This is a genomic window from Kitasatospora sp. NPDC001547 (genome assembly GCF_042894165.1).
In the GTDB taxonomy this organism is placed as follows: Bacteria; Actinomycetota; Actinomycetes; order Streptomycetales; family Streptomycetaceae; genus Kitasatospora.
The window spans coordinates 43,101-65,026 of record NZ_JBIAVL010000012.1; the positions used below are offsets into that span (position 1 = coordinate 43,101).

Sequence of the window (21,926 nt, forward strand, 5' to 3'; positions counted from 1 at the left end):
CGCGTGCGTTCACGCGGCCCCGCCCCCGGCTTCGGCGTGGTACGCCCACCTGCCGCACAGGAAGTCGGACTGGCCGACTTCTCGTGCGGGACGGCCGGTCAGCGGGCGGCGGCGCGCTGGAGGGCGCTGGCGAGGAGGGCGAGGTCGGTGGGGCCGTTGCCGAGTTCGCGGACCGGGCGGCGGGCCGGTGGGGCGCCGAGCTGGAGCGGGTCTATGGCGACGACGGTGGGCCGCAGCGTGGCGGTGCGCGGGATGCGGCCGCTGATCCGGGCGGTCTGGAAGGCGGTGACGCCGCCGTCCGGGAGCCGGAGGTAGCCGCGGCCGGGGGTGTCCTCGGGGAGGGCGGCCGCGTCGCCGAGGTGGATCAGCAGGTCGGAGTCGGCCGGGTCGTCGGTGCGCAGCGCGATCCTCAGCAGCGCGGCCTCGTCCACCTCGGTGCCGGCGCTCTCCTCCGGGCGGCCGGTGGCGACGGCGAGGTGGATGCCGAGCGGCCCGCCGCGGCGGGCGACGGCGGCCAGCGCGCGGGCGAGCGGGCGGCCGGCGGCGGAGGTGGGGGAGAGCAGGGCGTCGTAGTCGTCGACGACGACGACCAGCCGGGCGGGGGGAGCGGCCGGTCCGGTCGGGCGGGGGCCTTCCGCGCTGCGCGGCGGGATGATCCGGGGGGTGGTGGCCGCTCCGCCGCCGACGGCGGCGGGCACCGGGACCTTGGCGTGCTCCGCGTCCTCCTCCGGCCCGTCCAGGCTCTGCTCGTCCAGGATGCGGGCGGCGTGCCAGGAGGCGAAGTCCAGCCCGTCGAACAGCCGCTCCCGGATGGTGAGTTCGTCCTCCAGCGCCTCGGCGGCGAGCAGAGCGGCGCGCGGGTCGGCGGCGGCGTTCACCCGGCCGGTGACGTGCGGCAGCTCGGTGCAGCCGTCCAGCCCGTCCTGCCCGTCCGACACGGCCCGGCCCTCGATGATCGTGACGGCCAGCCGCTCGGGCCGCTCGGAGACGGCGAGCGAGGCGACCAGGGTGCGCAGCAGCTCGGTCTTGCCGGAGCCGCGGGCGCCGCCGATCAGCAGGTGCGGGCCGCCCGGGTCGGGGGAGGGGAGGGTGAGCTCGGGGTCGGCCAGGTCGAGCGTGCAGAGCTCGTCCCGGGTGGTGCCGAGCAGGGCGGTGGCGGCGCCGATGCCGCCGGCGTGGGCGTCCCAGCGGGCGGAGAGCTTGGCCGGGGTGACGGTGTCGAGCTGGAGCAGGTCGAGCAGCCGCAGGACGTCGGGCAGCGGGCCGCGGGCGGCCGGGGTGGCCTCGCGCAGCGGGGCGAGGAGCCGGGCGAGGCGTTCGGCCCAGGCGTCCGAGACGGCGTCCAGCGAGACCTCGTGCAGGGCCTCCCGGCCGCGGGCGACCGGGCGGTCCAGCGAGAACTGGGTGCCGACCTCGCCGGTGATCACGGCGGTGGCGCCGAGGCCCCGGGGGAGCAGTTCGGGCTGTTCGGCGAGGCAGATCGGGAAGATGCCGACGGCGGGGCCCTGGCGCAGCAGCAGGTCGAGCGCCTGCCGGGCGGCCTCGGTGGCCGGGCGGCCGTCCACCACGACCACGGTGGCGGGGTGGCCGCCGAGGCCGCTGGGGCCGCTGAGCCGGGCGGTGAGCTCGGTCAGCCGGGCGGTGGCCTGTTCGTCGTCGAGGCCGATCAGCAGTCGGCAGTCCTGGCCGTCGACCGGGCGCAGGTGGGGCAGCCACAGGGCCCAGGCCCAGGTGTCGGCGCGGTCCTCGGCGGCGCGGGCCGGGTCGGCGTCGACCACGACAAGGCTGAGCCCGGTCGGCGGGTGCAGCGCGGCGAGCTGGGCGACGACGGCGCGGGCGAGCGCGTCCAGGCGCTCGCGCGGGCCGCTGAGGCCGAGGCTGCCGGCGGTCTGGAGGTCGAGGGTGATCGGGACGGCGGGCAGCGTGGTGCCCGGCGTGGTGCCGGGGCCGCCGGGGCGGTCGGCGGTGCCGAGGCGCAGGGTGAGCGCGTCGGGGTGGCCGGGGCCGCGTTCCCAGAGCCGGGGGCCGGGGCCGACGGCGTTGAGCAGCAGGGTGGCGAGGTCGGGCCAGCGTTCGCGCTGGGCGGCGGTCTGGCGCAGCCGTACCGCGGCGTGGTGGCGTTCGGCGCTCTCCTGGCCGGGCGGCTCGGCGGCGCGGCCGGGCAGCAGGGAGAACAGCCCGCGGCCGCGGCCCGGGGCGGGTTCGGGGGCAGCGGGCGGTTCGACCACGGGCGGCGCGGGCCGGACCGGGCCGGGGGCGGCGAGCTGGAGGTGGCCGTGGCCGTCCGGCAGGGCGGCGCGGACGGCTCCGGTGGCTTCGGCCGGTTCGGGGGCGGTCACCTGGAGGGTGGACTCGCCGATCCGCAGCAGGGCGCCGGGCTCCAGCGGGACGGCGGCCTCCGGCGGGCCGGGCGGGACGAGCCGGCCGTCCAGGGCGGTGCCGTTGGTGGAGCCGAGGTCGCGGACGGAGACCCGGCCGTCCTCGGCGAGGTGCAGGGACAGGTGCAGCCGCGAGACGTCCGGGTCGTCGAGCGGGACGTCGGCCTCGGCGGAGCGGCCGACCCGGATCTCCCGGCCGTGCAGCCGGTGCACGCCGCCGGCGTCGGGGCCGCCGACCACCCGCAGTTCGGCGGCGGCGGGGGCGTCGTCGGGGTCGTCGGCGGTGGGGTCGGGCTCGTTCAGGCTGAGCACGGCGCCGTCGAGCAGAGGGGGGTGGCCGAGCAGGGTGTGCTCGTCGACCCGGTGCGCCCCGGCGTAGAGGTGCACGTGGGTGGCGGCCCGCGGCCCGCGGACGCCCACGGCCCCGGCGAGCGCGCCCGCGATGGCGCCGAGTGCGGTGCCGACGGGCGCGGTGACCAGCACGTCCACGTAGGGAATGGCGGAGCCGGCGGCGGACGGGCCGCTGCGCGGTCGGAGGACGGTCAGCCGGATCTGCATCTCGCCCGCGGGTCCCTTCTGCTGATGTGAAGCCTGGTGCCGCTGCCCGGTGCCGTGGGCACCGTTGGGCCACACGAGTGGCGAGTGTCCATCCTGCCATCCGTCGAGGACGGTCCGCGCACCGTACCGGATTTGACGATCTTGCGATCATCGCCGTGGCGCGGGCGACGGAGGGTCAGGTCGACCGGCCCCTCGCGGGGTGCCCGGGACCTTCCCTAGGGGATGTCCCCCAACCCTTCCCCAGACCGTGCGGATGGCCTACCGGCCACCTCAAAAACCCGAACGGACACCGTTAGAGTGGCCGCAGACACGGGCCCGGCAGGCTCACCGCACCAGCGGAGGAGCGCCCCGCGCGGGCGGCACGGCGAGGAGTGCGACAGGTGCGGCCAGTCGGCAGCAAATATCTGCTGGATGAGACCCTCGGGCGGGGTGCGACCGGGACCGTCTGGCGCGGCGTGGTGCGCGAGGACGTCCAGGTGCCGGGCTGCGCGCCCGGCCAGCGGGTGGCGATCAAGGTGCTGCGCGAGGAGCTGGCCGCCGACCCGGACGTGGTGATGCGCTTCCTGCGCGAGCGCTCGCTGCTGCTGCGGCTGACCCACCCCAACATCGTCCGGGTCCGCGACCTGGTCGTCGAGGGCGAGCTGCTGGCCCTGGTGATGGACCTGGTGGAGGGCCCCGACCTGGCCCGCTACCTGCGCGCCAACGGCCCCTTCAGCCCGATCGCGGGCGCCCTGCTGATGGCCCAGGTCGCGGACGCGCTGGCGGCCAGCCACGCGGACGGGATCGTCCACCGCGACCTCAAGCCGGCCAACGTGCTGCTCGCCTCCACCCTGGTGGACGGCGTCGAGCGGATGCACCCGCTGCTGACCGACTTCGGCATCGCCCGGCTGGCCGACTCCCCGGGCGTCACCCGCACCCACGAGTTCGTCGGCACCCCCGCCTACGTCGCGCCGGAGTCCGCCGAGGGCCGTCCGCAGACCTCCGCGGTGGACGTGTACGGCGCCGGGATCATGCTGTACGAGCTGGTCACCGGCCGCCAGCCGTTCCAGGGCGACAGCGCGCTCGCCGTGCTCCAGGCCCACCTGGCCCAGGAGCCGCAGCGGCCCAGCACCATGCCCGAGCCGCTCTGGACGGTGATCGAGCGCTGCCTGCGCAAGGACCCGGCCCAGCGGCCCGGCGCCACCTCGCTGGCCCACGCGCTGCGAGTGGTCGCGGCCGGCGTCGGCGTGCACGCCTCCCCGGCGGCGGTGGACGAGGCGCTGGCGGTCGGCGCCCTGCTGCTGCCGGACCCGCAGCCGACCGCCGTCCCCTCCACCGCGTCGCCGCTGCCGCCCGCGACGGTGCCGGGCGCGATGGGCCCGGGTGCGACGGCCCTGGGCGCCGACGACCGCACCCAGGTGCTGCCGCCGCCCCCGGCCGGACCGCAGTACGACCCGGCCGGGGCGACCCGGGTGATGGGCACCCAGCCGCCGCCGGCGCCCCCGCAGGGCGCCGAGGACCGCACCCGGGTGATGCCGCCCGCCGCCGTGCCGCCGCCCCCGCCCGCCGCGCCGCCCCAGGAGGAGGCGCCGCACCCGTGGCAGACCCAGCTGCGCGCGGCGCGGGACCGCAACCAGCAGACCCAGGTCGGCTACTTCGGCCCGGAGGACTACGAGGACTACCCGGACCCGCAGGTCGCCCCGCCGCCCTACCAGGCCGGCCAGGGCGGCCACCCCGGCCAGGGCCGTCGGCCGGGCCAGGGGGCCCCGGGCGGCCGCCCCGGGCCGCAGCAGCCCGGCGGCTACCGCCAGTCCCCGCCCCCGCCCGGCTACGCCCAGCGCCCGCCGGTGGCCCCGCCGCCGTACCAGGCGGGCCAGGGCGGCCACGGCGGTCCGCAGGGCCAGGGTGGTCAGCGGGGCCAGGGCGGCCAGGGCGGCCGCCCCGGGCCGCAGCAGCCCGGCGGCTACCGGCAGGCCCCGTCCGGGTACGGGCAGCCGCAGGGCGGTTACCCGCCGCCGCCCGCGCCCACCCCGGTGCCGCGCCGGGCCGAGCCGCCCGCGCCGCAGTACCGGGAGGCCCCGCCGCAGCGCCGTGAGGAGCCGCCGGCCCCGGCCCGCCGCGAGCCCGCGCCGGCCCGCGAGCCGCGCCCGCGCAGTCGCAACCGGATGTACATCCCGGGGCTCGGCTGCCTCAAGGGCTGCCTGATGGTCCTGCTGGTGCTGGCCGTGGCCGGGGTGGCGCTGTGGAACTTCACGCCGCTGCCGCAGTACTGGGACAACGTGGTGGGCTGGTTCGACTCGGCGCGCGGCTGGGTGAACAGCGTCCTCGGCAGGTAGCGCCCCGGGAGGGCGCCCGCGCCAGGCCGACTGGGCCGGTGCCCGTGCCGGCTCGGCATCGGGGGCCGGGCCGATCCGGCCCCGGCCCGCCCGGGCGGCGATATTGACGCTATGTCGACAATTCGCGAGATTTCTCGGCCGGGAGTCCCGCCCAGGGCCCCTCAGGCGGCCCGCGCGGGGCCTCCGGGCGCGTAGGTTGGTCGCTGTTGTCCCGCCCCACCGAGCGCGCCGGACCCCCGGAGCGCTCCCGCGCCGCCCACGGAGCAGCATTGGCACGCAAGATCGGCAGCCGGTACACCGTCCACCAGGTGATCGGCCGGGGTTCGGCCGGGACGGTCTGGCTCGGTGAGGGGCCGGACGGCCCGGTGGCGGTCAAGCTGCTGCGCGAGGACCTCGCCGCCGACCAGGTGCTGGTCGGCCGCTTCGTCCAGGAGCGCACCGCGCTGACCAGCCTCGACCACCCCCGGGTGGTCGGCGTGCGCGACATGGTGGTGGACGGCAGCGACCTCGCCCTGGTGATGGAGCTGGTCCAGGGCACCGACCTGCGCTCCCGGCTGGAGCGGGATGGCGCGCTGCCCCCGCAGACTGCTGCCTCGGTCATCGCCGACGTCGCCGACGGCCTGGCCGCCGCGCACGCGGCCGGGATCGTCCACCGCGACGTCAAGCCGGAGAACGTCCTGCTCGACCTCGCCGCCGCCCCCGGCCCGGGCGGCGCCCCGCGCGCCAAGCTCACCGACTTCGGCGTGGCCCGCCTGGTCGACGCCCCCCGCCGCACCCGGGCCACCCGGATCATCGGCACCCCCGACTACCTCGCCCCCGAGATCATCGAGGGCCTGGAGCCGCGCGCCGCCGTCGACATCTACGCCCTCGCCACCGTGCTGTACGAGTTGCTGGCCGGGTCCACCCCGTTCGGCGGCGGCCACACCGGCGCGGTGCTGCGCCGGCACGTCACCGAGCAGGTGCCGCCGATCCCCGGTCTGCCGGACGGGCTGTGGCGGATCATCTCCGAGTGCCTGGCCAAGGCCCCGGCCTCCCGGCTGCGCGCCGCCGAGCTGGCCTCCCGGCTGCGCGAGCAGCTGCCCTCGCTGGCCGGCCTGCCGGTGCTCGCCGTGCCCGTCCAGGGCCGGGCCCCGGCCGAGGAGCAGCTGACTCCCGGCGAGGCCGTCTACGCCGAGGTCGACGCCGGCCCCGGCACCCACAAGCGCCGCCGCGGCCCGGCCGTGCCGCTGGTGCCCGGCGCCGCCCCGGACTCCACCCGGGACACCCACACCAGCCTGCGCCGCCCGTCCGCCGAGGAGCTGGCCGCCTACGCGGTCGAGTCCCGCGCCCAGCGCGTCGCCCCCGGCCACCGCCGGGACCGCCAGGCGCTGCTGCGCCGCCGCCGGCTGCTGGCCGTCCTGATCGCCACCGTGCTGCTGCTGGCGGGCGCCGCCGCGGCCTGGACGGCCTTCGCGGCCACCGTCCCGGACGGCGGCCGCCCCACCCGCCCGGCGGTGTCGGACACGGCCCCGCGGGCGCCCTGACCGCCGTTGTGACGCCTGGGGAACCGGGGGTGTCGTCATGACCACCCCCGGAACCATTACCCTGGGGGCGTGGCAGCCGTCGATCCTTCCGAAGAGCTCAAGAACCTCGATACGACCATGGGGTCGATCGAGGCCGTCATCGACCTGGACAAGATCCGGGCCGACATCGCGGTCCTGGAGGAGGAGGCAGCCGCCCCCACCCTGTGGGACGACGTCGCGAACGCGCAGAAGGTGACCAGCCGGCTCTCCTTCCTGCAGGGCGAACTGCGCCGCGTCGAGGGCCTGCGCGGCCGCATCGACGACCTGGGCGTGATGTTCGAACTGGCCGAGTCCGAGGATGACGCGGACACCCGCGCCGAGGCCGAGGCCGAGCTGGTCGCCCTGCAGAAGGCGGTCGAGGAGCTGGAGGTCCGCACCCTCCTGTCCGGCGAGTACGACGCCCGCGAGGCGCTGATCAACATCCGTGCCGAGGCCGGTGGCGTGGACGCCGCCGACTTCGCCGAGCAGCTCATGCGCATGTACCTGCGCTGGGCCGAGCGGCACGGGTACCCCACCGAGGTGTACGACACCTCGTACGCCGAAGAGGCCGGCATCAAGTCCGCGACCTTCACCGTGAAGGCGCCGTACGCCTACGGCACCCTCTCGGTCGAGCAGGGCACCCACCGCCTGGTCCGCATCTCGCCGTTCGACAACCAGGGCCGCCGGCAGACCTCCTTCGCCGGCGTCGAGGTCCTCCCGGTCGTCGAGCAGTCCGACCACGTCGACATCGACGAGGGCGACCTGCGGGTGGACGTCTACCGCGCGTCCGGCCCCGGCGGCCAGGGCGTCAACACCACCGACTCGGCGGTGCGCATCACCCACCTCCCGACCGGCATCGTGGTCTCCTGCCAGAACGAGCGCTCGCAGATCCAGAACAAGGCGTCCGCGATGAACGTCCTCCAGGCCAAGCTGCTGGAGCGGCGCCGCCAGGAGGAGAAGGCGGCGATGGACGCGCTCAAGGACAGCGGCAGCTCCTGGGGCAACCAGATGCGCTCCTACGTGCTGCACCCGTACCAGATGGTGAAGGACGTCCGCACCGCGTACGAGGCCGGCAACCCGCAGGCCGTGCTGGACGGCGACATCGACGGCTTCATCGAGGCCGGGATCCGCTGGCGCAAGCAGCGCGAGACCAGCGCCGAGTAGGCACCGACACGACGCAGAAGGCCCCCGACCGCAGTGGTCGGGGGCCTTCTCGTACGTCTCGTGGGGTCAGGCCAGTGCCTGCCGGGCGATCAGCGCCACCGCGAGCAGCCCGGCCACCAAAGCCAGCAGCATCGCGGGGGAGAGCGCGGCGAACGGCCCCTGCTGCTCCTGCATCCGGGCCCGGTTGGCCCGGCACACCGGGCAACGCCCGTCGCTGACGCGGCCGTTGCAGTTGGCGCACACCAGATGGTCGCAGGTCATGCGATCTCCTCCTTGCTGCTACAGCCAACGCACCGGACGGGGCTTTGGTTCCACGCACTGCCCTGTACGGGGGAGCGGCCGTGACACGGTCGCCCCCTCCACTCTGCCAGGTTCCGGCGGTTCCGGCTCCCGGGCTGTGAGATGCCTCCCAATATTCGGGGCATAAGCGGACATTCTCTCCCAAGGGGTGGCCGTTGTCACGGGCGGTCCCTGCGGGCCCGTTCCCGATTCGCGTATGGTCCCAGTCCGGGAGCGGCCCTCTGCGTTCCCGTCGCCCGCCCATGGACCGGGCCTCCGGGGCGGACCGACCGAGGACTGGCGCCGCCTAGGATGGCCTCCGTGATGCAGCCGTGATCAGATTCGACAACGTCTCCAAGACCTATCCCAAGCAGAATCGTCCCGCCCTGGACAACGTCTCGCTGGAGATCGAGAAGGGCGAGTTCGTCTTCCTGGTCGGCTCGTCCGGCTCGGGGAAGTCCACCTTCCTGCGCCTGTGCCTGCGCGAGGAGCGCCCCTCCACGGGCGCCGTGCACGTGCTGGGCAAGGACCTCGGCAAGCTGTCCAACTGGAAGGTGCCGCACATGCGCCGCCAGCTGGGCACCGTCTTCCAGGACTTCCGCCTGCTGCCGAACAAGACGGTCGCGCAGAACGTCGCCTTCGCCCTGGAGGTGATCGGCAAGCCCAAGAGCGCCATCGGCAAGGTGGTGCCCGAGGTGCTGGAGCTGGTCGGCCTCGGCGGCAAGGAGGACCGCATGCCGGGCGAGCTGTCCGGTGGTGAGCAGCAGCGCGTGGCGATCGCCCGCGCCTTCGTGAACCGTCCGATGCTGCTCATCGCGGACGAGCCCACCGGCAACCTCGACCCGCAGAACTCGGTCGGCATCATGAAGCTGCTCGACCGCATCAACCGCACCGGCACCACGGTGCTGATGGCCACCCACGACCAGGCCATCGTCGACCAGATGCGCAAGCGCGTCATCGAGCTCGACAAGGGGCTGCTCGTCCGCGACCAGGCCCGCGGCGTCTACGGGTACCAGCACTGACCGACCAGCGCTGACCCGTAGGGCCGTCGGCCCGAACCGCCAGTCCCGGAGCAGTACCGACCCTGGAGTTGTTTCCCGCATGCGTGCCCAGTTCGTCCTGTCGGAGATCGGTGTGGGTCTCCGACGCAACCTGACCATGACCATCGCGGTCGTGGTCAGCGTCGCGCTCTCCCTCGCCCTCGCCGGTTCCTCGCTCCTGGTCCGCGACCAGGTGAACTCCATGAAGGGGTACTGGTACGACAAGGTCGAGGTGAGCATCTACTTCTGCACCAAGGCGGACGCCCGCAACTCGCCCCAGTGCGACAAGGGTGCGGCCACCGACCAGCAGGTCCAGGACATCAAGGACCAGCTGGACAAGATGACGTCGGTGGTCCAGTCGTCCACCTACGAGAGCTCCCCCGAGGCGTACAAGCACTGGAAGGAGATGAACCCGGACAACCCGCTCATCTCCGTCCTGGGCCCGGACGCCATGCCGCAGTCCTGGCGGGTCAAGCTCAACGACCCGACCAAGTACGACGTGATCCAGAGCGCCTTCGCCGGCAAGCCCGGCGTCAAGTCGGTCGAGGACCAGCGGAAGATCCTGGAGAACCTGTTCGGCCTGCTCAACGGCCTCCAGACGGCAGCCTTCGTGATCATGGTGCTGATGCTGTTCGTCGCGCTGCTGCTGATCGTCAACACCGTCCGGGTGTCGGCGTACAGCCGACGGCGCGAAACCGGGATCATGCGCCTGGTCGGTGCCTCGAACTTCTACGTCCAGATGCCCTTCATCGCCGAGGCGGCCTTCTCGGCGCTGCTCGGCGCGATGATGGCCTCCGGACTGCTGATCGGCGGGCACTTCTTCGTCCAGAACTGGCTGGCCGACCGGGTGCAGTTCATCCACTTCATCGGCCTCGGGTCGGTGCTCGCGGTGATACCGCTGCTGATCGTGGTGGGTATGGGCATGGCCGGCGTCGCGGCGTTCTTCACGCTGCGCAAGTACCTCAAGGTCTGATCCCCGGACGCCCCGACGGCCCCGGACGGCACTGCGCCGTCCGGGGCCGTCGGCCTTCCGCGGTCCACCGTTCCGGCCCGCCCCGCGCGGAGCGGTGTCTACACTCCGATGCCATGCTGCAAACTCCGCGCAGGGGCCGCCAGGTGGCCGCCCTCAGCCTGGTGTTCGGCGCCGTGCTGCTGACCGGCGCGGCGACCGGCGCCTGGGGCGACCCGGCCGACCCGCCGCACCGGCCCTCCGCCGACACCGTCCGGGCCGCCGCCGGGCTCCCGGCCGACCCGGCCGGCGCCGCCCTGTCCGAGCAGCAGGCCGAGCACCTGCTGGCGGCCGGCGGCGACCGCTGGGGCGCGTACTACAGCGCCCAGGAGTACGCCGAGTTCAGCCAGGGCCTGGACGGCCGGTACCCGGGCGTCGGCGTGTCGGTCGGCCGCGGCCAGGACGGCGTCACCGAGGTCTCCCAGGTCGCGCCGGGCGGACCGGCCGCCGAGGCCGGGATCGCCCCCGGCGACCGGCTGGTGCGGATCGGCCGGGACCAGGCCGACCACCTGCCGGTCACCGAGGTGGTCGCGCGGCTGCGCGGCCAGGGCGAGGAGCGCCGGGCGGGGTCCGAGGTCACCGTGGCGGTCCGGCGCGGCGGGGGTGACGAACGCGAACTGCGGCTGCGGCGCGTGCTGCTGGACAGCCGCCAGGTCACCGCCGAGCAGCTGGGCAAGGGCGTGCTGCGGGTGACCGTGCGCGCCTTCACCAGCGGCGTGGCCGACCAGGTGCGCGCCGCGCTGCGCGCCCCGCACACCGGCGTGGTGCTCGATCTGCGCGGCAACTCCGGCGGGTTGGTCGACGAGGCGGCCGGCACCGCCGGGATCTTCCTGGACGGCGGACCGGTCGGCTCGTACCAGGAGCGCGGCGGGACCAGGGAGTTGACCGCCCCGCCCGGCGGGGACCAGCGCACCCCGCTGGTGCTGCTGGTGGACGGCGGCACGATGAGCGCCGCCGAACTGCTCGCCGGAGCCCTCCAGGACCGCAGCCGCGCCGTGGTGGTGGGTTCGCGGACCTTCGGCAAGGGCACCGTCCAGCAGCCCAGCCGGCTCGCCGACGGCGCCGTGCTGGAACTGACCGTCGGCCGCTACTACACCCCGGCCGGACGCTCCCCCGACGGCACCGGCCTGGCCCCCGACGTCCAGGCCGGCTCGGGCGAGGAGGCCGACGAGCTCGCCCTGCGGGTCCTCGCGGGGCTCGGCACCCGCGCCTAAAGCAGCTGCCCCGCCGGGCGTCGAAGTGCGAGAATGACCGGGCTATGGCAAAGGAAACCGGACAGAAGCTGATCGCGCAGAACAAGAAGGCGCGACACGAGTACACGATCCTCGACACCTACGAGTGCGGCCTCGTACTCACCGGCACCGAGGTCAAGTCGCTGCGCGAGGGGAGGGCCAACCTGGTCGACGGCTACGCGTACATCCAGAACCACGAGGCGTGGATCGACAACGTCTTCATCCCCGAGTACACCCAGGGGACGTGGACCAACCACGCGGCCCGGCGCAAGCGCAAGCTGCTGCTGCACAAGCTGGAGATCCGCAAGATCGAGACCAAGGTCCGCGACGCGGGCCACACCCTGGTCCCGCTCTCGCTGTACTTCAAGGACGGCCGGGTGAAGCTCGAACTGGCGCTGGCCGTCGGCAAGAAGCTGTACGACAAGCGCCAGACGCTGCGCGAGAAGCAGGACACCCGCGAGACGGCCCGCGCGGTGGCGGCGGCCCGCCGACGCCAGGGCTAATCCGCTGGACCCTCGCCCGTCGCCTCGCGTACTATGGCGCAAGCAACACGGACGATGACCGTCCGAGCTGTTTCTCAACAAAACATGGGGATGATCGGTTTCGACAGGGGATGTTGAAACAGGGGAAGCGAGCCGAGGAACGCGGCAATGATCTCGTAAACCACGTGTCGCAAAAAAATAATCGCCAACTCTAAGCGCGATTCCCAGCAGTTCGCTCTCGCTGCCTAATAAGCACCGATAGCGCTTGGGTGTCAGACCGGGGAGTTCCCGACCCGGACCCTGGCATAATCTAGGGAACTCAACCGTCCGCCCGGGCTGCGAGGGCGGATGGGAAACCAAACAGCAGCTGGGCCTGTTGGCGGCTTGTCCGCGTGACCGCCAGGGCCGAGAAAAGCACAGCGGACTGCGCTCGGAGAAGCCCTGAATTGACTCCACTGGACCCGGGTTCGATTCCCGGCATCTCCACCACCCCATGTTGACTCGAAGGCCGTCCTCCGCTCCGCGGAGGGCGGCCTTCGATTTTTGTGCGTTCCGGAGCAGCGCGGCCGGGGGGTCGCGGCGTAGGATCATCCGTCCGCTCGTTTTCCGGAGCCGGATTCCGTCGCTACCACCGAGGCCATGCAGAGCAACACGCCCACCACCCCCGCCACCGACCACGAGACCGTCCGCACGCGCGAGATCGCCGGTGAGCAGCAGCACCTCGACACCGTCTACCACCGGTTGGAGGAGAAGCTCGCCGAGGCCGAGTACATCCTGGAGGACGCCGCCAAGCGGGTCCAGGTCGGCACTCCCGGCGCGCTCGCCGAGCGCGACGCGCAGGTCTACCGGGCCGGCGCCCACCTCCAGCGTCTGAACAGCGAGTTCGAGGACTTCCTGTTCGGCCGGATCGACCTCCAGCGGGCGGACGCCCCGGAGGAGCACGGGATCCCGTCGAACACCCCGCTCGACCCGGCCGACCCGGCCGTCGCCGAGACCCTCCACATCGGCCGGCTGGGCGTGCTGGACGCCGAGTACGGCCCGCTGGTGATCGACTGGCGCGCGCCCGCCGCCGCCCCGTTCTACCGCGCCACCCCGGTCGAGCCGGGCCGGGTGATCCGCCGCCGCGTCATCCGGTCCAAGGGCCGCAAGGTGATCGGCGTCGAGGACGACCTGCTGCGCCCGGACCTCACCCCGACCCTGGACGGCGAGGAGCTGGCGGTGGTCGGCGACGGCGCGCTGATGGCCTCGCTGGGCCGCGCCCGCAGCCACTCGATGCGCGACATCGTCTCCTCCATCCAGCGGGAGCAGGACGAGGTGATCCGCGCCGCCGCCGCGGGCGCCACCCTGGTCACCGGCGGCCCCGGCACCGGCAAGACCGCCGTCGCCCTGCACCGCGCCGCCTACCTGCTCTACCAGGACCGCCGCCGCTACGCCGGGGGCATCCTGGTGGTCTCGCCGACCCCGCTGCTGGTCTCCTACACCGAGGGCGTGCTGCCCGCGCTGGGGGAGGAGGGCCAGGTCGCCATCCGGGCGATCGGCTCGCTGGTGGACGGCATCGAGGCGGACACCTACGACACCCCCGAGGCGGCCCGGGTCAAGGGCTCGGCCCGGATGGTGCAGCTGCTGCGCCGGGCCGCCCGCGCGGCCCTGGAGCTGGGCGCGCCGCAGGAGCTGAAGGTGGTCGCCCGCGGCGAGGTGCTGAAGCTGGACGCCTCCCGGCTGAAGGCCGTGCGCGGCAACGTGGTGGGCTCCGGCGGCACCCCGCTGAACCTGCTGCGCCCGCGCGCCCGCCGGCTGCTGCTGGACGCCCTGTGGCAGCAGGCCACCAGGGACCTGCCGAAGCCCGCCGACCACTACGCCCGCGAGCAGCGCCAGGAGGAGAAGGAGTCCTTCGACGAGTACGTCTCGGACGAGGCGTCCTTCCTGGACTTCCTGGACGCCTGGTGGCCGGCGCTGACCCCGCGCCGGGTGCTCGCCACGCTGCGCCAGCACCGGCACACCAACCGGATCGCCCGCCGCGCCGTCACCCCGGACGAGGCCAGGCTGCTGGCCGCCTCCTGGCGCCACCTGTCGGCGGAGGGCGAGGGCGCGCTGTCCGCGCACGACGTCGCGCTGATCGACGAGCTCCAGGTGCTGCTCGGCGAGCCGGCCCGCCCGAAGGTCCGCGAGGTGGACGCGGTGGACCTGCTGAGCGGCCTGGACGAGGTCACCACCTTCGCCGACCGCAGCGCCCGCCAGCGCGACCGCCGGCCGGTGGAGCGCACGGAGTACGCCCACGTCATCGTGGACGAGGCGCAGGACCTCACCCCGATGCAGTGGCGGATGATCGGCCGCCGGTCCCGGACGGCCACCTGGACGATCGTCGGGGACCCGGCGCAGTCCTCCTGGCCGTTCCCGCAGGAGGCCCAGGCCGCGATGGACGAGGTGCTCTCCGGCAAGCCGCGCCGCCGCTTCACGCTGACCGTGAACTACCGCAACCCGGCCGAGATCGCCGAGGTCGCGGCCAAGGTGCTGGCGCTGGCCGCGCCGGGCACCCCGTCGCCGAGCGCGGTGCGCCACGTCGGTGTGGAGCCGCGCTTCGCGGCCACCGCCGACCCCTCGCCGGAGGCCTTCGGCAAGGCCGCCCGGGCCGAGCTGGAGCGGCTGCTGGCCGAGGTGGACGGCACCGTGGCGATCGTGGTGCCGATGGACCGCCGGGACGAGGCGGCCGGCTGGGCCGAGGGCCTGGGCGAGCGCGTGGTGGCGCTGGGCAGCCTGGAGGCCAAGGGCCTGGAGTACGACGCGACCGTGGTCGCCGACCCGACCGGCATCGCCGGCGAGTCGGAGGCGGGCCTGCGGGTGCTGTACGTGGCGCTGACCCGCGCGACCCAGCGGCTGACGGTGCTCTCCGGCCCGGACGACCTGCCGGACGCGGACGGCGTGCCCGCGCTGCTGCACGGCTGACGGTCCGTACGGAAGAAGGCCCCCCACCGGATGGTGAGGGGCCTTCAGACGTTGACGACACCGACCCGCCATGCTCGCCTCGCGGCAAGTGGTCCCTCGAAGGGACGAAGGTTGGGCCCGGGGGCTTGGATCGAGCCGGTGTCCCGTCCAATGTAACGCATCGGCCGGGAGAGGCAAGGAGTGAGCGTCGGGGACCGGTGCCGTCGGGCGGGTTTGTCGGGTCCGCACACTCAATGAACGTTATTTCTGGCTTGCCCTTGGAAGGTGCGACGATCGAGGTCTAGCATGCGCAGGCGATGCCTTCAACAAAATGTTGAGCCTGCGGGACAGACGGAAGAAGGAAGCGTCGATGGCGACGGTGCCCAGTGTCTCCAACTCGATCACGGTGCGGCTGGAGGTCCCGGCCCAAAGCAACGCCGTCAGTGCGATCACCACGGCCGTGGAGTCCTCCGGCGGGTCGGTGACCGGCCTCGACGTCACCGCCTCCGGCCTGGAGGCCCTGCGGATCGACGTCACGGTGGCGGCCTCCTCGGTCGCGCACGGCGAGGAGATCGTCGAGAAGCTGCGCGCGATCGACGGCGTGTCGATCGGCAAGGTCTCGGACCGCACCTTCCTGATGCACCTCGGCGGCAAGATCGAGATGTCGTCCAAGCTGCCGATCCGCAACCGTGACGACCTCAGCATGATCTACACCCCGGGTGTCGCCCGGGTCTGCATGGCGATCGCGGAGAACCCCGAGGACGCCCGCCGCCTGACCATCAAGCGCAACAGCGTCGCCGTGGTCACCGACGGCTCGGCGGTGCTGGGCCTGGGCAACATCGGCCCGGAGGCCGCGCTGCCGGTCATGGAGGGCAAGGCCGCCCTGTTCAAGCGCTTCGCGGGGATCGACGCCTGGCCGATCTGCCTGGACACCCAGGACACCGACGAGATCGTCGCCATCGTCAAGGCGATCGCCCCGGGCTTCGCCGGGATCAACCTGGAGGACATCTCCGCGCCGCGCTGCTTCGAGATCGAGGCCCGGCTGCGCGAGGCCCTGGACATCCCGGTCTTCCACGACGACCAGCACGGCACCGCGATCGTGGTTCTGGCCGCCCTCACCAACGCGCTGAAGGTGGTCGGCAAGCGGATCGGCGACATCCGCGTGGTGATGTCGGGCGCCGGCGCCGCCGGCACCGCGATCCTCAAGCTGCTGATGGCGGCCGGTGTCGAGCACGCCACCGTGGCGGACGTCCGCGGCGTGGTCCACCTGGGCCGCGAGGACCTCAACGACAGCCTGCGCTGGATCGCCGAGCACACCAACCGCTCGGGCCGCACCGGCACCCTCAAGGAGGCCGTGGCGGGCGCCGACGTCTTCATCGGCGTCTCGGCCCCGAACGTCCTGGACGGCGACGACCTGGCCACCATGGCCGAGGACTCGATCGTCTTCGCGCTGGCCAACCCGGACCCGGAGGTCGACCCGGCCATCGCCCGGCAGACCGCCGCCGTGGTCGCCACCGGCCGCAGCGACTTCCCAAACCAGATCAACAACGTGCTGGTCTTCCCGGGCGTCTTCCGCGGTCTGCTGGACGCCCAGAGCCGCACCGTCAACACCGAGATGATGATCGCCGCCGCCCGGGCGCTGGCCACCACCGTGGCCGACGACGAGCTGAACGCGAACTACATCATCCCGAGCGTGTTCCACAAGGACGTCGCCAAGACCGTCGCCTCCGCGGTGCGCGAGGCGGCCCTGGCGGGCGCCCAGGACGACCGCGCGCCGTCCCGTCCGACCCCGGGCATCGTCGGCACCCTCGACACCGCCGCGTTCCCCACCGTCAAGCTCTGACGGCCGGATCGGGCGACGTGTCGCAGATCGCTCAAACGTACGAATAGTGGTCATACCCTCCAAGCCCGCCCCGAACCCTTGCGACACAAGGGCGAGGGGCGTGTTTGGGCTTGTCAGTCCTAGGGCGTACCGTAGCTCTGCACGGGGCAGGCGTGTCCGACAAGTACGGAACGTCCCCCTGGTCTTCCGGCGTGTCGTCCCGACCGCCGCCCGCTCCCGGTCCGCCGGAGCCGACGGGGCGTCACACCTCCGACGGGCGGGCGATGTTCGGGTGGCTCAGCCGGGGCCCGATTGGCTTTCTCGGGGCCGGTCGGGGCAGGATTCGTATCCAGGCGGGCGGGTGGGCCTTCGACGGCCCGGGCGCGCGGCATCGGGTACGGACCCGGCCCGCGACCACGCATTGCCTGCATGAGCACAGTGTGCGGACCTGCGGCCTATCCGGGTGCCCCCCGGTGGGAGCACCGATGGGCCCCCGCGCACCGCAAGCGAACAGACCACAGGAGTACACATGAACCGCAGTGAGCTGGTGGCCGCGCTGTCCGAGCGCGCCGAGGTGACCCGCAAGGACGCCGACGCCGTTCTGGCCGCCTTCGCCGAGATCGTCGGCGAGGTCGTCGCCAAGGGCGACGAGAAGGTCACCATCCCCGGTTTCCTGACCTTCGAGCGCACCCACCGCGCTGCCCGCACCGCCCGCAACCCGCAGACCGGCGAGCCGATCCAGATCGCCGCGGGCTACAGCGCCAAGGTGAGCGCCGGCTCCAAGCTGAAGGAAGCCGCCAAGGGCGCTGCCTGAGCCACCCCTTGAACGCCCGAGAGGCCGGGCTCCCCGCTGGGGAGCCCGGCCTCTCGCCGTCGTGCCGGACCGTCAGGCGTCGACGAGCTGCTCCTCCGGCAGCTCGACGTGGGCGCCGAGGTCGCGCAGCTTCTCCATGAAGTTCTCGTAGCCGCGGTTGATCAGGTCGATGCCGTGCACGGTCGAGGTGCCCTCGGCCGCCAGCGCCGCGATCAGGTACGAGAAGCCGCCGCGCAGGTCCGGGATGACCAGCTCGGAGCCGATCAGCTTGGACGGGCCGGAGACGACCGCGGAGTGCAGGAAGTTGCGGGCGCCGAAGCGGCACGGGGTGCCGCCCAGGCACTCGCGGTAGAGCTGGATGTGCGCACCCATCTGGTTCAGCGCGCCGGTGAAGCCGAGCCGCGACTCGTACACCGTCTCGTGGACGATGGACAGGCCGGTGGCCTGGGTCAGCGCGACCACCAGCGGCTGCTGCCAGTCGGTCTGGAAGCCCGGGTGCACGTCGGTCTCCAGGGCGATCGCCTTGAGCTCGCCGCCCGGGTGCCAGAAGCGGATGCCCTCGTCGTCCACCTCGAAGGCGCCGCCGACCTTCCGGAAGGTGTTCAGGAAGGTCATCATCTCCAGCTGGCGGGCGCCGCGGACGTAGATGTCGCCCTTGGTGGCCAGCGCCGCGCAGGCCCAGGAGGCGGCCTCCAGCCGGTCCGGGATCGCGCGGTGGTTGTAGCCGTTCAGCTCGTCCACGCCGGTGATCAGGATCGTCCGGTCGGTGCCCAGGGTGATGATCGCGCCCATCTTCTGCAGCACGCAGATCAGGTCGACGATCTCCGGCTCGATGGCCGCGTTGCGCAGCTCGGTGACGCCCTCGGCGAGGACGGCGGTGAGCAGCACCTGCTCGGTCGCGCCGACCGAGGGGTACGGCAGCTCGATCTTGGTGCCGCGCAGCCGCTGCGGGGCGACCAGGTAGGTGCCCTGCGGGTGCTTCTCGATGGTGGCGCCGAACTGGCGCAGCACCTCGAAGTGGAAGTCGACCGGGCGGCCGCCGATGTCGCAGCCGCCGAGGCCGGGGATGAAGGCGTGGCCGAGGCGGTGCAGCAGCGGGCCGCAGAACAGGATCGGGATCCGCGAGGAGCCGGCGTGCGCGTCGATGTCGGCGACGTTGGCGCTCTCGACGTGCGAGGGGTCGAGGATCAGCTCGCCGTCCTCGTCACCGGTGCGCACGGTCACGCCGTGCAGCTGCAGCAGGCCGCGGACCACCTTGACGTCGCGGATGTCCGGGACGTTGCGCAGTCTGCTGGGGCCCTGCCCGAGGAGGGCGGCGACCATGGCCTTGGGCACCAGGTTCTTCGCTCCGCGGACGCGGATCTCGCCTTCGAGCGGGTTTCCGCCGTGGACCAGCAGGACGTCGTCGGTCATCGTTCTCGCAATCCGGGGTGCCAGAGGAGTCGGGGGGAAGGGGGCTCCGGGAGAGAGCCGGTGGTGGACCGGTCGTCTACGGGCGCGTTCGGGCCCCCGGCGAAACCGAGCCGGCACCGTACGAAGGCGTCCACCAGACGTAGATGGTAGTGGGCGTGCCGATGGTTCCCGTGAGCCTCTCCCGTGATGGTGCTCTCTCCGGGCCCGCGCCCGCCCTCCGGTGCGGCCGTACGGGTGTTCGTCCGGCGTGGCGGGTTTCGGCATGTTGCGGTGTCCGAGCGGGGCCGTTCTGCGGGATCATGTGGGCATGACGGCGGCCCATTCGCACGGAGGCCGGTCCCAGACCGGCCGTCTGCTCGTCGCGACGCCCCTGCTCACCGACCCGAACTTCGCGCGGGCGGTGGTGCTGCTCCTCGACCACGACGCCGAGGGGGCGCTCGGCGTGGTCCTCAACCGGCCGACGCCGGTCGAGGTGGGCAGTGTGCTGGACGGCTGGAACAGACTCGTCGGACAGCCGGCCGTGGTGTTCCAGGGCGGCCCGGTGGCGCTGGACTCGGCGCTCGGCCTCGCGGTGGCGCCGGGGGAGCCGGGCACCGGGGAGCCGCTCGGCTGGCGGCGGGTGCACGGCGCGATCGGCCTGGTGGACCTGGAGGCGCCGCCCGAGGTGATGGCCGGCGAGCTGGGCAGCCTGCGGATCTTCGCCGGGTACGCCGGCTGGTCGCCGGGGCAGCTGGAGGCGGAGCTGGAGACCGGCGCCTGGTACCTGGTGGACTGCGAGCCCGGGGACGTCTCCAGCCCCGAGCCGGAGCGGCTGTGGCGCGCGGTGCTGCGCCGCCAGCGCGGGCCGGTCGCCCTGCTGGCGACCTACCCGGACGACCCGACGATGAACTGAGCCGACCGGCCGGGCGCCGCGACACTGGCCCGGTTTCCGCAGGCCCCCATAGACTTGGCACCCATGAGCACTCTTGAGCCCGAGCGCGGCCTCGGCACCGGCACCCTGGTCGAGCCCGTCCCGCAGGTGTCCAACGGGGACGGCGACCACGAGCGCTTCGCGCACTACGTCCAGAAGGACAAGATCATGGAGAGCGCGCTCTCCGGGTCCCCCGTGGTGGCGCTCTGCGGCAAGGTGTGGGTGCCCGGGCGCGACCCGAAGAAGTACCCGGTCTGCCCGATGTGCAAGGAGATCTACGACGGCATCGGCAAGCCGCAGGGCGGCGACGGCGACAACAAGTAGTCCGGGGCGTCCGCCGGGAGTCCGTGGCGTTCCGCACAACGCCGTTTTGCATAGCACCCGGTTTCCCGGGTGGTCTATGCCAATCGTCCGGGGCGTGGGCAGGATGTCGGAATGGACCTCATTCCCGCACCTTCGAGTGCCGCCCGCCGCCCGGACGAGGACTATCCGCTCGACGCCGCCACCACGCTGACCGCACCCCCCGCGCTGGCCGACGCCGAGCGCTGGCTGCGGGCCACCCTGTCCGCCGCCACCGGGCTGCCGCTCGGCCCTGGCCGGCCGGGTGCGGGCATCGAACTGGTCCAGGACGGAACGCTCGCCGCCGAGGCGTACCGGATCACGGTGCGCCCCGGCCACGCGCTGGTCGCCGCGGGCGGCCCGGCCGGCGCGCTGTGGGGCGCGCAGACCCTGCGGCAGCTGCTCGGACCGGACGCCTACCGCCGCTCGCCGCTGCGCCGCGAGGGCTGGGTGCTGCCCGGCGCCGACATCGCGGACGCCCCCCGGTTCGGCTGGCGCGGCGCGCTGCTCGACGTCGCCCGGCACTTCCTGCCCAAGTCGGACGTGCTGCGCTTCGTCGACCTGCTGGCCGCGCACAAGCTGAACGTGCTGCACCTGCACCTGACCGACGACCAGGGCTGGCGGGTCGAGATCAAGCGCTACCCGAGGCTGACCGAGCGCGGCGCCTGGCGGGAGCGCTCGATGGTCGGCTACCGGACCGGTCAGCGCCGCGACGACCGCCCGCACGGCGGCTACTACACCCAGGACGACCTGCGCGAGATCGTCGCCTACGCGGCCGCCCGCGGGGTCACCGTCGTCCCGGAGGTCGACCTGCCCGGCCACACCCAGGCCGCCGTCGCCGCCTACCCCGAGCTGGGCAACACCGACGTGGTGGACACCGGTGCGCTCGGGGTCTGGACCGACTGGGGGGTGAGCCACAACGTGCTCAACGCCTCCGAGGAGACCCTGCGCTTCTTCGAGGGCGTGCTGGAGGAGGTCCTGGAGCTCTTCCCGTCCGAGTTCATCCACCTCGGCGGCGACGAGTGCCCCAAGGAGCAGTGGAAGGACAGCGCCGCCGCCCAGGCCCGGATCCGCGAACTGGGCCTGGCCAACGAGGACGAGCTGCAGAGCCACCTCATCCGGCACTTCGACCGCTGGCTGGCCGAGCGCGGGCGCCGGCTGATCGGCTGGGACGAGATCCTGGAGGGCGGGCTCGCCCCGGGCGCCGCGGTCTCCTCCTGGCGCGGCTTCGGCGGCGGGATCGCCGCCGCGAAGGCCGGGCACGACGTGGTGATGTGCCCCGAGCAGCACGTCTACTTCGACCACCGGCAGGCGGACGGGCCGGACGAGCCGATCCCGGTCGGCTTCGTGCGCACGCTGGAGGACGTCTACCGGTTCGAGCCGGTCCCGAAGCAGCTGGACGAGGCCGCCGCCCGGCGCGTGATCGGCACCCAGGCCAACCTGTGGAGCGAGTTCATGGACAGCGCCCGGGACCTCGACTACCGGGCCTTCCCCCGATTGGTCGCCTTCGCCGAGGTCGCCTGGTCCGAACTGCCCGCCGAGCCGGCCGAGCGGGACTTCGCCGGCTTCGAGCGGCGGCTCACGACGCACCTGCGGGCGCTGGACGCGCTCGGCGTCGAGTACCGCCCGGCCGACGGGCCGCACCCGTGGCAGCGCCGGCCCGGGGTGGCCGGCCGGCCGATCGAGGGCCCGCCGCCGGTGCGCTAGA

The 21,926-nt window shown here is 73.6% G+C and carries 16 protein-coding genes and 1 other RNA gene; 14 read left to right on the forward strand and 3 right to left on the reverse strand.

The genetic code is table 11. The annotated features are described in order from the left end of the window. Window positions 1–98: 98 nt before the first annotated feature. Window positions 99–2,936, reverse strand: coding sequence for an FtsK/SpoIIIE domain-containing protein (locus ACFY0X_RS22025; protein ID WP_387756864.1), 2,838 nt, complete (start codon window positions 2,934–2,936; stop codon window positions 99–101). 380 nt (window positions 2,937–3,316) lie between these two features. On the opposite strand from ACFY0X_RS22025, the gene ACFY0X_RS22030 reads away from it, so the two are divergent. The 3 genes from ACFY0X_RS22030 to prfB all read left to right on the forward strand — a co-directional run bounded on the left by ACFY0X_RS22030 (window position 3,317) and on the right by prfB (window position 7,956). Beyond that, complete coding sequence (locus ACFY0X_RS22030) at window positions 3,317–5,251, forward strand: protein kinase (protein WP_387756865.1); 1,935 nt, start codon at window positions 3,317–3,319, stop codon at window positions 5,249–5,251. A gap of 269 nt (window positions 5,252–5,520) precedes the next feature. Further along, window positions 5,521–6,774 carry a serine/threonine-protein kinase gene (locus ACFY0X_RS22035; protein WP_387756866.1) on the forward strand — a complete coding sequence of 418 codons (1,254 nt, stop codon included), beginning with the start codon at window positions 5,521–5,523 and terminating at the stop codon, window positions 6,772–6,774. A gap of 69 nt (window positions 6,775–6,843) precedes the next feature. Continuing rightward, on the forward strand, window positions 6,844–7,956 hold the full coding sequence (gene prfB, locus ACFY0X_RS22040; RefSeq protein WP_387756867.1) for a peptide chain release factor 2: 1,113 nt from the start codon (window positions 6,844–6,846) through the stop codon (window positions 7,954–7,956). Between the two features lie 66 nt (window positions 7,957–8,022). On the opposite strand, the gene ACFY0X_RS22045 is transcribed toward prfB, so the two are convergent. Beyond that, on the reverse strand, window positions 8,023–8,217 hold the full coding sequence (locus ACFY0X_RS22045) for a hypothetical protein (RefSeq protein ID WP_387756868.1): 195 nt from the start codon (window positions 8,215–8,217) through the stop codon (window positions 8,023–8,025). Between the two features lie 350 nt (window positions 8,218–8,567). Between ACFY0X_RS22045 and ftsE the strand changes: the two genes are divergently transcribed. From ftsE to ACFY0X_RS22085, 8 genes are all read left to right on the forward strand, one after another. Further along, a complete protein-coding gene (gene ftsE, locus ACFY0X_RS22050) occupies window positions 8,568–9,257 on the forward strand; it encodes a cell division ATP-binding protein FtsE (RefSeq protein ID WP_188307673.1) in 690 nt (229 codons plus the stop codon). Between the two features lie 79 nt (window positions 9,258–9,336). After that, window positions 9,337–10,248, forward strand: coding sequence for a permease-like cell division protein FtsX (ftsX, locus tag ACFY0X_RS22055; protein ID WP_387756869.1), 912 nt, complete (start codon window positions 9,337–9,339; stop codon window positions 10,246–10,248). A 113-nt stretch (window positions 10,249–10,361) separates the two neighbouring features. Continuing rightward, window positions 10,362–11,498 carry a S41 family peptidase gene (locus ACFY0X_RS22060; protein ID WP_387756870.1) on the forward strand — a complete coding sequence of 379 codons (1,137 nt, stop codon included), beginning with the start codon at window positions 10,362–10,364 and terminating at the stop codon, window positions 11,496–11,498. A 44-nt stretch (window positions 11,499–11,542) separates the two neighbouring features. Next, a complete protein-coding gene (smpB, locus tag ACFY0X_RS22065; protein WP_045695776.1) occupies window positions 11,543–12,019 on the forward strand; it encodes an SsrA-binding protein SmpB in 477 nt (158 codons plus the stop codon). 86 nt (window positions 12,020–12,105) lie between these two features. Further along, window positions 12,106–12,487: a transfer-messenger RNA gene (ssrA, locus tag ACFY0X_RS22070) on the forward strand. Window positions 12,488–12,637: 150 nt separating this feature from the next. Further along, window positions 12,638–14,941 (forward strand): HelD family protein, encoded by a 2,304-nt coding sequence (locus ACFY0X_RS22075; protein WP_387756871.1) that lies wholly within the window; start codon window positions 12,638–12,640, stop codon window positions 14,939–14,941. A gap of 349 nt (window positions 14,942–15,290) precedes the next feature. Next, a complete protein-coding gene (locus ACFY0X_RS22080) occupies window positions 15,291–16,763 on the forward strand; it encodes an NAD-dependent malic enzyme (RefSeq protein ID WP_387756872.1) in 1,473 nt (490 codons plus the stop codon). A gap of 508 nt (window positions 16,764–17,271) precedes the next feature. Beyond that, window positions 17,272–17,556: an HU family DNA-binding protein gene (locus tag ACFY0X_RS22085; RefSeq protein WP_030242980.1), complete on the forward strand. Its 285-nt coding sequence runs from the start codon at window positions 17,272–17,274 to the stop codon at window positions 17,554–17,556. Window positions 17,557–17,628: 72 nt separating this feature from the next. On the opposite strand, the gene murA is transcribed toward ACFY0X_RS22085, so the two are convergent. Then, window positions 17,629–18,969, reverse strand: coding sequence for a UDP-N-acetylglucosamine 1-carboxyvinyltransferase (gene murA / locus ACFY0X_RS22090; protein ID WP_387756873.1), 1,341 nt, complete (start codon window positions 18,967–18,969; stop codon window positions 17,629–17,631). 307 nt (window positions 18,970–19,276) lie between these two features. Here murA and ACFY0X_RS22095 point away from each other — a divergent pair, with 307 nt between their 5' ends. The 3 genes from ACFY0X_RS22095 (at window position 19,277) to ACFY0X_RS22105 (ending at window position 21,925) form a co-directional block, all read left to right on the forward strand. Further along, the gene (locus ACFY0X_RS22095) at window positions 19,277–19,861 is read left to right on the forward strand and encodes a YqgE/AlgH family protein (protein ID WP_387756874.1); all 585 of its coding nucleotides are present in this window, start codon (window positions 19,277–19,279) and stop codon (window positions 19,859–19,861) included. Window positions 19,862–19,924: 63 nt separating this feature from the next. Next, window positions 19,925–20,203, forward strand: a complete 279-nt coding sequence (locus ACFY0X_RS22100) for a DUF3039 domain-containing protein (protein ID WP_224282582.1) — start codon at window positions 19,925–19,927, stop codon at window positions 20,201–20,203. Between the two features lie 111 nt (window positions 20,204–20,314). Further along, window positions 20,315–21,925: a beta-N-acetylhexosaminidase gene (locus tag ACFY0X_RS22105; RefSeq protein ID WP_387756875.1), complete on the forward strand. Its 1,611-nt coding sequence runs from the start codon at window positions 20,315–20,317 to the stop codon at window positions 21,923–21,925. Window position 21,926 lies beyond the last annotated feature (1 nt).

Excerpts from the sequence above, each read along its gene's own strand:
- ACFY0X_RS22025 (WP_387756864.1), bottom strand. The coding sequence starts at position 2,936 with ATGCAGATCCGGCTGACCGTCCTCCGACCGCGCAGCGGCCCGTCCGCC.
- ACFY0X_RS22045 (WP_387756868.1), bottom strand. The coding sequence starts at position 8,217 with ATGACCTGCGACCATCTGGTGTGCGCCAACTGCAACGGCCGCGTCAGC.
- ftsX (WP_387756869.1), top strand. The coding sequence starts at position 9,337 with ATGCGTGCCCAGTTCGTCCTGTCGGAGATCGGTGTGGGTCTCCGACGC.
- ACFY0X_RS22060 (WP_387756870.1), top strand. The coding sequence starts at position 10,362 with ATGCTGCAAACTCCGCGCAGGGGCCGCCAGGTGGCCGCCCTCAGCCTG.
- smpB (WP_045695776.1), top strand. The coding sequence starts at position 11,543 with ATGGCAAAGGAAACCGGACAGAAGCTGATCGCGCAGAACAAGAAGGCG.
- ACFY0X_RS22075 (WP_387756871.1), top strand. The coding sequence starts at position 12,638 with ATGCAGAGCAACACGCCCACCACCCCCGCCACCGACCACGAGACCGTC.
- ACFY0X_RS22080 (WP_387756872.1), top strand. The coding sequence starts at position 15,291 with ATGGCGACGGTGCCCAGTGTCTCCAACTCGATCACGGTGCGGCTGGAG.
- ACFY0X_RS22085 (WP_030242980.1), top strand. The coding sequence starts at position 17,272 with ATGAACCGCAGTGAGCTGGTGGCCGCGCTGTCCGAGCGCGCCGAGGTG.
- murA (WP_387756873.1), bottom strand. The coding sequence starts at position 18,969 with ATGACCGACGACGTCCTGCTGGTCCACGGCGGAAACCCGCTCGAAGGC.
- ACFY0X_RS22095 (WP_387756874.1), top strand. The coding sequence starts at position 19,277 with ATGACGGCGGCCCATTCGCACGGAGGCCGGTCCCAGACCGGCCGTCTG.
- ACFY0X_RS22100 (WP_224282582.1), top strand. The coding sequence starts at position 19,925 with ATGAGCACTCTTGAGCCCGAGCGCGGCCTCGGCACCGGCACCCTGGTC.
- ACFY0X_RS22105 (WP_387756875.1), top strand. The coding sequence starts at position 20,315 with ATGGACCTCATTCCCGCACCTTCGAGTGCCGCCCGCCGCCCGGACGAG.